This is a genomic window from Actinoplanes sp. NPDC048791 (assembly GCF_040650095.1).
GTDB lineage: Bacteria > Actinomycetota > Actinomycetes > Mycobacteriales > Micromonosporaceae > Actinoplanes.
The window spans coordinates 1-5,406 of the sequence record NZ_JBEZGQ010000582.1; the positions used below are offsets into that span (position 1 = coordinate 1).

At 70.2% G+C, this 5,406-nt stretch carries 6 protein-coding genes and 1 pseudogene; 2 read left to right on the forward strand and 5 right to left on the reverse strand.

What is annotated here, in order from left to right:
• A partial coding sequence (locus tag AB0C29_RS31640; RefSeq protein ID WP_360827887.1) for a hypothetical protein occupies window positions 1–374 on the reverse strand: 374 nt, incomplete at its 3' end.
• Window positions 375–613: 239 nt separating this feature from the next.
• Between AB0C29_RS31640 and AB0C29_RS31645 the strand changes: the two genes are divergently transcribed.
• Window positions 614–1,417: an SGNH/GDSL hydrolase family protein gene (locus AB0C29_RS31645; protein ID WP_360827889.1), complete on the forward strand. Its 804-nt coding sequence runs from the start codon at window positions 614–616 to the stop codon at window positions 1,415–1,417.
• A 41-nt stretch (window positions 1,418–1,458) separates the two neighbouring features.
• On the opposite strand, the gene AB0C29_RS31650 is transcribed toward AB0C29_RS31645, so the two are convergent.
• On the reverse strand, window positions 1,459–2,241 hold the full coding sequence (locus AB0C29_RS31650) for a DinB family protein (protein WP_360827892.1): 783 nt from the start codon (window positions 2,239–2,241) through the stop codon (window positions 1,459–1,461).
• An 88-nt stretch (window positions 2,242–2,329) separates the two neighbouring features.
• Here AB0C29_RS31650 and AB0C29_RS31655 point away from each other — a divergent pair, with 88 nt between their 5' ends.
• Entirely contained in the window at window positions 2,330–2,725 is a 396-nt protein-coding gene (locus AB0C29_RS31655) for a PLD nuclease N-terminal domain-containing protein (RefSeq protein WP_360827895.1), read from the forward strand.
• Window positions 2,726–2,761: 36 nt separating this feature from the next.
• On the opposite strand, the gene tuf is transcribed toward AB0C29_RS31655, so the two are convergent.
• The 3 genes and pseudogenes from tuf to AB0C29_RS31670 form a co-directional block, all read right to left on the reverse strand.
• Entirely contained in the window at window positions 2,762–3,949 is a 1,188-nt protein-coding gene (tuf, locus tag AB0C29_RS31660) for an elongation factor Tu (RefSeq protein WP_360827898.1), read from the reverse strand.
• Window positions 3,950–4,195: 246 nt separating this feature from the next.
• Window positions 4,196–4,978 carry a L,D-transpeptidase family protein gene (locus AB0C29_RS31665; protein WP_360827900.1) on the reverse strand — a complete coding sequence of 261 codons (783 nt, stop codon included), beginning with the start codon at window positions 4,976–4,978 and terminating at the stop codon, window positions 4,196–4,198.
• 19 nt (window positions 4,979–4,997) lie between these two features.
• A pseudogene (locus AB0C29_RS31670) lies at window positions 4,998–5,406 on the reverse strand (serine/threonine protein kinase); the annotation flags it as partial.

Consider the following 5,406-nt stretch of genomic DNA (forward strand, 5'->3'; position numbering starts at 1 on the left):
CGCTCGGCCAGCCCGAGGGGGCGCGGTGCGGTGGCGATCCGGTCGGCGCGCGGCGGCCCGCCGGTCGGCGTCGTGGGACGGGACCGGCCGATCGGCTGGTCGTAGTCGGCGGCGGCGATCGCGTCGATGATCTGCTCGTCGGTGAAGTTCTCCGAGCCGGGGATGGACGACACGAAGCCGACCAGGACGCCGTTGCGCATCACCTGGGCCTCGAGCCCGGCCGTGCCGTCGTTGTCCCAGACCGCCTCGCGGCCGTCGGGCAGGACGACCCGGATGCCGTACTGGGTGATGCCGGCGTGCGGCAGCTTCACATGGGCGAAGACGTTACGTCCGCGCAGTGTCTCGACGACCCTCCGGGCCCGTTGCTCATCCATGCGGCGACGCTAGCCCGGATAGCTGAGCGCACGCTGAAGACCGACTGTGGCACCGTTGAAAACTCATCGCTCTGCGCACACGGACAATGACCGCCTGACATAGATGCAGGTCACATCGACGGATGTTACTACGAGGTAACAGGAAAGTCACTGTGTTTCTTTCCTCGGGACCTTGACTTACTGTTCGGTAACCGGAGCGCTCCGGCCCCCAGTCCCCCGCGGATCCGGAGGCCACCCCGATGAGCAGACGTACCACCGTCCTCGCCTGCCTCGTCATGTCCACCCTGCTGAGCATCGTCGCGGCGACCCCCGCCGCGGCCGCCACACCCCAATCCGAGTGGGACTACGTCGCGCTCGGCGACTCCTACTCCTCCGGCGTCGGCGCGTCCGGCCAGACCGGACTCTGCCTGCGCAGCCCCAACGGTTACCCCGGCCTGTGGAACGCGGCGAACGACCCGAAGTCGTACCGCTCGGTCGCCTGCGGCGGGGCCACCACGCAGACCCTGCGGTCCACCCAGCTGTGGCCGCTGACCAGTGGCACCGACCTGGTGACGCTGACCATCGGCGGCAACGACGTCGGCTTCGCGTCGACCGTCATCACCTGCACCCTGTCCAGCGACAGCAAGTGCGCGGCGACAGTCGCGTCGGCGATGCAGGTCCTGCGCACCGAGATGACCGCCAAGCTCGACGGCACGTACGCCGACATCCGCCGCAAGGCCCCCAACGCCCGGGTGGTCGTGCTCGGCTACCCGATCCTGTTCGACGAGACCGTGGTCAACTGCGGGATCGGCGGCATGAGCATCGCCAAGCGCAAGTCGATCAACGGTGGCGCCGCCGAGCTCAACCAGCTGATCGCCGCCCGGGCCGCGGCAGCCGGCTTCACCTGGTCGGACGTGACCGACGAGTTCGCCGGCCACGGGATCTGCGCCCCTGCCCCGTGGCTGAACGGCCTCACGGCGATCCCCGCGACCAACTCGTTCCACCCGAACGCCGCGGGCTACCGCAGCGGCTACCTCCCGGCGCTGAACGCAGCCCTGAACTGACCCGCACCTGCGGCCCGGCAGTCACCCTGCCGGGCCGTCGGTCAGCGGGACTCCAGCACAGACAGATCCCTCGCGGCGAAGCGGTAGTGCTCGATCTCCTCTTCGAGCACGACGGCCAGACACTCAGCCACCGCGCGGACCTCGTCGGGGTAGCCCGGAGCCGGTGGCCGGGTGCAGGGCCGGCCCAGGTCGGCGTCGGTCAGGCCGTTCAGGATGCCCGCGAGCACGGCCAGCCGGTCCGCCCGCGCGGCCAGGACCTCGGCCCAGGTCGGCTCAGCCGTGAGATCGATGCCCAGCGCGGCCGCGTCCGCCGCAGCGTAGGCCGTCTGCGGAAGACCGATCCGGTGGTACGGCAGTTCCTCGTCGAGGATCGTGCGGCTGGCCCAGGAGTCGGTGATGAAGACGAGGTGGCGCAGCGTCTCGGCGAAGGACCACTCGCCGTCCACCCGCTCGTCACGGGCCGGCTCGGGCAGGGCCTCCACCCGGGCGACGGCCGCCGACCACAGCCCGCTGACCGTGTCGGCCATGGCCCGGAAGCCGTCGGCGTCCTGGATCTCACGCAGCTGCACCCGTTCCGGATGCCTGCGGTCGAGCTCAGCCGCCACGAAGCTGGTGACGTCGACGCCGTTGACCCGCAAACCGTCGACGTGACCTGACAGGTCGACGCCGACCAGCCAGGAGTCGACGACCTTGACGCCGGTGAGATCGCAGTCGACCAGCGTGACGCCGGTCAGGTCGGCAACTTCCACGCGGGTGCCGCGGAACCTGGCGGTGTCCCGGTGCGCGCCGGCGGACCAGCGGTGGGGACCGAACTGTGCAGCCATCCCGCCATCCTGCCGCACCCGATCGGCCGGTGCAGAGAGCATGCTCCGGGGTCACCTGGACGGCCGGTTTCTGTCATGATCTCTCGCCATGATCCGGCTCTATTCGCTGTTCGTGCTGATCGACCTGGCGCTGCTCGTCATCGCGCTGATCAGTTGCCTGTCCGCCGAGGAATCCGAGATCCGGGCGCTGCCCCGGATCGCCTGGGTCTTCCTCATCCTGCTGTTCTCCCCGATCGGCGCGATCGCCTGGTTCGTCGCCGGCCGTCCGGCGCGTCCGGTGCAGCTCAGCAACGGCACCACCTGGCGGCCGGGCAGCGGCTTCCCCGAGCAGGAGCGGCCGCGGCGCGCCGCCCCGCTCGCGCCGGACGACGACCCCGAGTTCCTCAGGAGCCTGGGTCCGGACCGGACCGAGCTCCAGCGCTGGGAGGCCGACCTGCGCCGCCGGGAGGAAGAGCTGCGCCGGCAGGAGCCCAAGGAGCAATGACAGAACGGGGCCACCCGCAGGTGGCCCCGTCCTCGTTCAGTCCAGCAGTTCCTTGACCGTGCCCGCGGCGACGGTGTGGCCGCCCTCGCGGACCGCGAAGCCGAGACCGACGTCCATCGCCACCTCCTTGCCCAGGTGCACCGTCAGGTCGACCGTGTCACCCGGCATGACCATCGGCAGCTCGCCGAGGTCGATCGCGCCGGACACGTCCGTGGTGCGGAAGAAGAACTGCGGGCGGTAGTTCGCCACGAACGGCGTGTGCCGGCCACCCTCCTCCTTCGTCAACGCGTACATGGTCGCCGTGAAGCTCTTGTGCGGCTTGACGCTGCCCGGCAGCGCCACGACCTGGCCGCGCTGCACCTGGTCGCGCTTGATCCCGCGGAGCAGGATCGCCGCGTTGTCACCGGCCTCCGCGGTCGGCAGGCTCTTGCCGAACGTCTCGAGCCCGGTCGCGACCGTGCTGAGCGTCTCGCCGAGGCCGACGACCTCGACCGGGTCGCCGACGCGCAGCGTGCCGCGCTCGATCTTGCCGGTGACCACGGTGCCGCGGCCGCTGATGGTGAGCACGTTCTCGATCGGCATCAGGAACGGCTCCCCCAGCTCCCGCTCGGGCACGGGCACGTACGCGTCCACGGCGTCGAGCAGCTCCACGATGGACTGCGTCCACCGCGGGTCGCCCTCGAGGGCCTTCAGCGCGCTCACGCGCACCACCGGGACCTCGTCGCCGGGGAAGCCGTACTCGCCGAGCAGCTCACGCACCTCCAGCTCGACCAGGTCGAGCAGCTCCTCGTCCTCGACCGCGTCGCTCTTGTTGAGCGCCACGACCAGGTACGGCACCCCGACCCGCTGGGCCAGCAGCACGTGCTCGCGGGTCTGCGGCATGGCGCCGTCCTGCGCCGAGACGACGAGGATCGCGCCGTCCACCTGCGCCGCCCCCGTGATCATGTTCTTCACGTAGTCGGCGTGCCCCGGCATGTCGACGTGGGCGTAGTGCCGGGCCGCGGTCTCGTACTCGACGTGGGAGATGTTGATGGTGATGCCGCGCAGCGCCTCCTCCGGCGCCTTGTCGATGCCCTCGAAGGCGACGAACCGGTTGGCGGCCGGGTCGCGGTCGGCGAGGACCTTCGTGATGGCGGCGGTCAGGGTCGTCTTGCCGTGGTCGACGTGACCCATCGTGCCGATGTTCAGGTGTGGCTTGGTCCGGACGAACTGGCTCTTGGCCATGATGAAAATGTCCTCACTGGATGCGAGAAACGATCGGGTCGGAAGGTGGAACGCGAGCCTTGCCCAGGGACGCGCGCCAGAACCGCGCAGCTACCCTTCCCCGGGTTCTGCTGCGGCTTGGGGAAGGGTCAGCTTCGCGTATCGCACGCGGGAGCGGCCAGCGGGGAGAACCCCGCGGGCAGCTGCAGACCGGGTGCGAACATGCGGATCACGGTAGGCGGTAACGCCGGAACCGGCGACCTTATTTCACACCTTGCCGAGGTCGGCCGTCGGCGCCATCACGATGCGCGGCAACTGGGCCGGATCGAGCCACTGGAGCACCCGGACCACGTCGCTGCGGCTCAGCGACACGCAACCGGCCGTCGAGCCGGCGCCCTTGACGTGCAGGAAGATCGCCGAGCCGCGCTTGACGTTGGCCGGCTTGCTGGTGACGTACTGGCCGTGGGTCGCGTCCCAGGTGATGGAGGTGGGCGCCGGGCGGTTGTAGTCGATGACCGCCGCGAACTCGTACTGCGTGGTGTAGGCGGCCAGCCGTTCCGCCTCGCCCGTCCGCCAGGTGCGCTTGGCGGACGCCGACGGCTGGAACATGTTGTAGGTCTTGGCGTCCTTGTTGTCACCGACCCAGTAGTCGTTGGTGTCGGCGCGCGTCCACGGCATCTTGGTGCTGGGGCCGTTCTTCAGGCCGAACGTCTGGGTGATGCGGAAGGTGCCCATCGGCGTGGTGCCGGAGTCCTGGATCCGCTGCCCCGCCCAGGCCCAGCCGGCATAACCGTTGCGCGCCGCCATCGCCGGGAACTTCGCCGTCCAGGTCTTGCCGTCGGCACCCAGCTGGTACGTGTACACCGTCGAGTACGAGGAGCCGCGCGACTTGCCGACCACGACGACCACCTGCCGCGAGTCGGCGACCTTGGCCAGCTTGGTCGGGTGGTACGGCGGGACCGCGGCGGCGTCGGCGGACATCGCCCGCACCACGCCGAGACCGGCCACGACAGCGCCGAGCACGATCCCGGCCGCGAGCAACCTACGCATAGTTCACGGACGATACCGCTCACCAGTCGAAGGCGCTGCCCCTCGCGACCTTGGCCCCGCCGTACCGGCTCTCGCCGAAGGTCCAGGACATGATCACCTGATAGCGGCGGCCCTTGACCGGCTCGATCGTCAGCGGCCCGCAGACCCGGGTCGGCCGGTCCTTGGTGAAGGTCAGGCCGGTGCAGACCTTCGGGCTGCCGACCGTACGGCCGGAGCTGAGGTCCTGCAGAGCGACGGCGATCCGGCCGTCGCCCGGGGTGGGGGCGGTCAGCGACGCCTGGATCCGTACCCGGCTGCCCAGCGCGTGGCAGGGGCTGACCACCAGCGGAGTGAAGCCGGCCATGCCGAACTCGCGCTCGCAGGCGTACGGGCCGTACGGCTGGGCCTCCATGACCCGGGGTTTCGGCGTCGTCTTGCGGGTGGCCGCC

Excerpts from the sequence above, each read along its gene's own strand:
- AB0C29_RS31650 (WP_360827892.1), bottom strand. The coding sequence starts at position 2,241 with ATGGCTGCACAGTTCGGTCCCCACCGCTGGTCCGCCGGCGCGCACCGG.
- AB0C29_RS31645 (WP_360827889.1), top strand. The coding sequence starts at position 614 with ATGAGCAGACGTACCACCGTCCTCGCCTGCCTCGTCATGTCCACCCTG.
- tuf (WP_360827898.1), bottom strand. The coding sequence starts at position 3,949 with ATGGCCAAGAGCCAGTTCGTCCGGACCAAGCCACACCTGAACATCGGC.
- AB0C29_RS31665 (WP_360827900.1), bottom strand. The coding sequence starts at position 4,978 with ATGCGTAGGTTGCTCGCGGCCGGGATCGTGCTCGGCGCTGTCGTGGCC.
- AB0C29_RS31655 (WP_360827895.1), top strand. The coding sequence starts at position 2,330 with ATGATCCGGCTCTATTCGCTGTTCGTGCTGATCGACCTGGCGCTGCTC.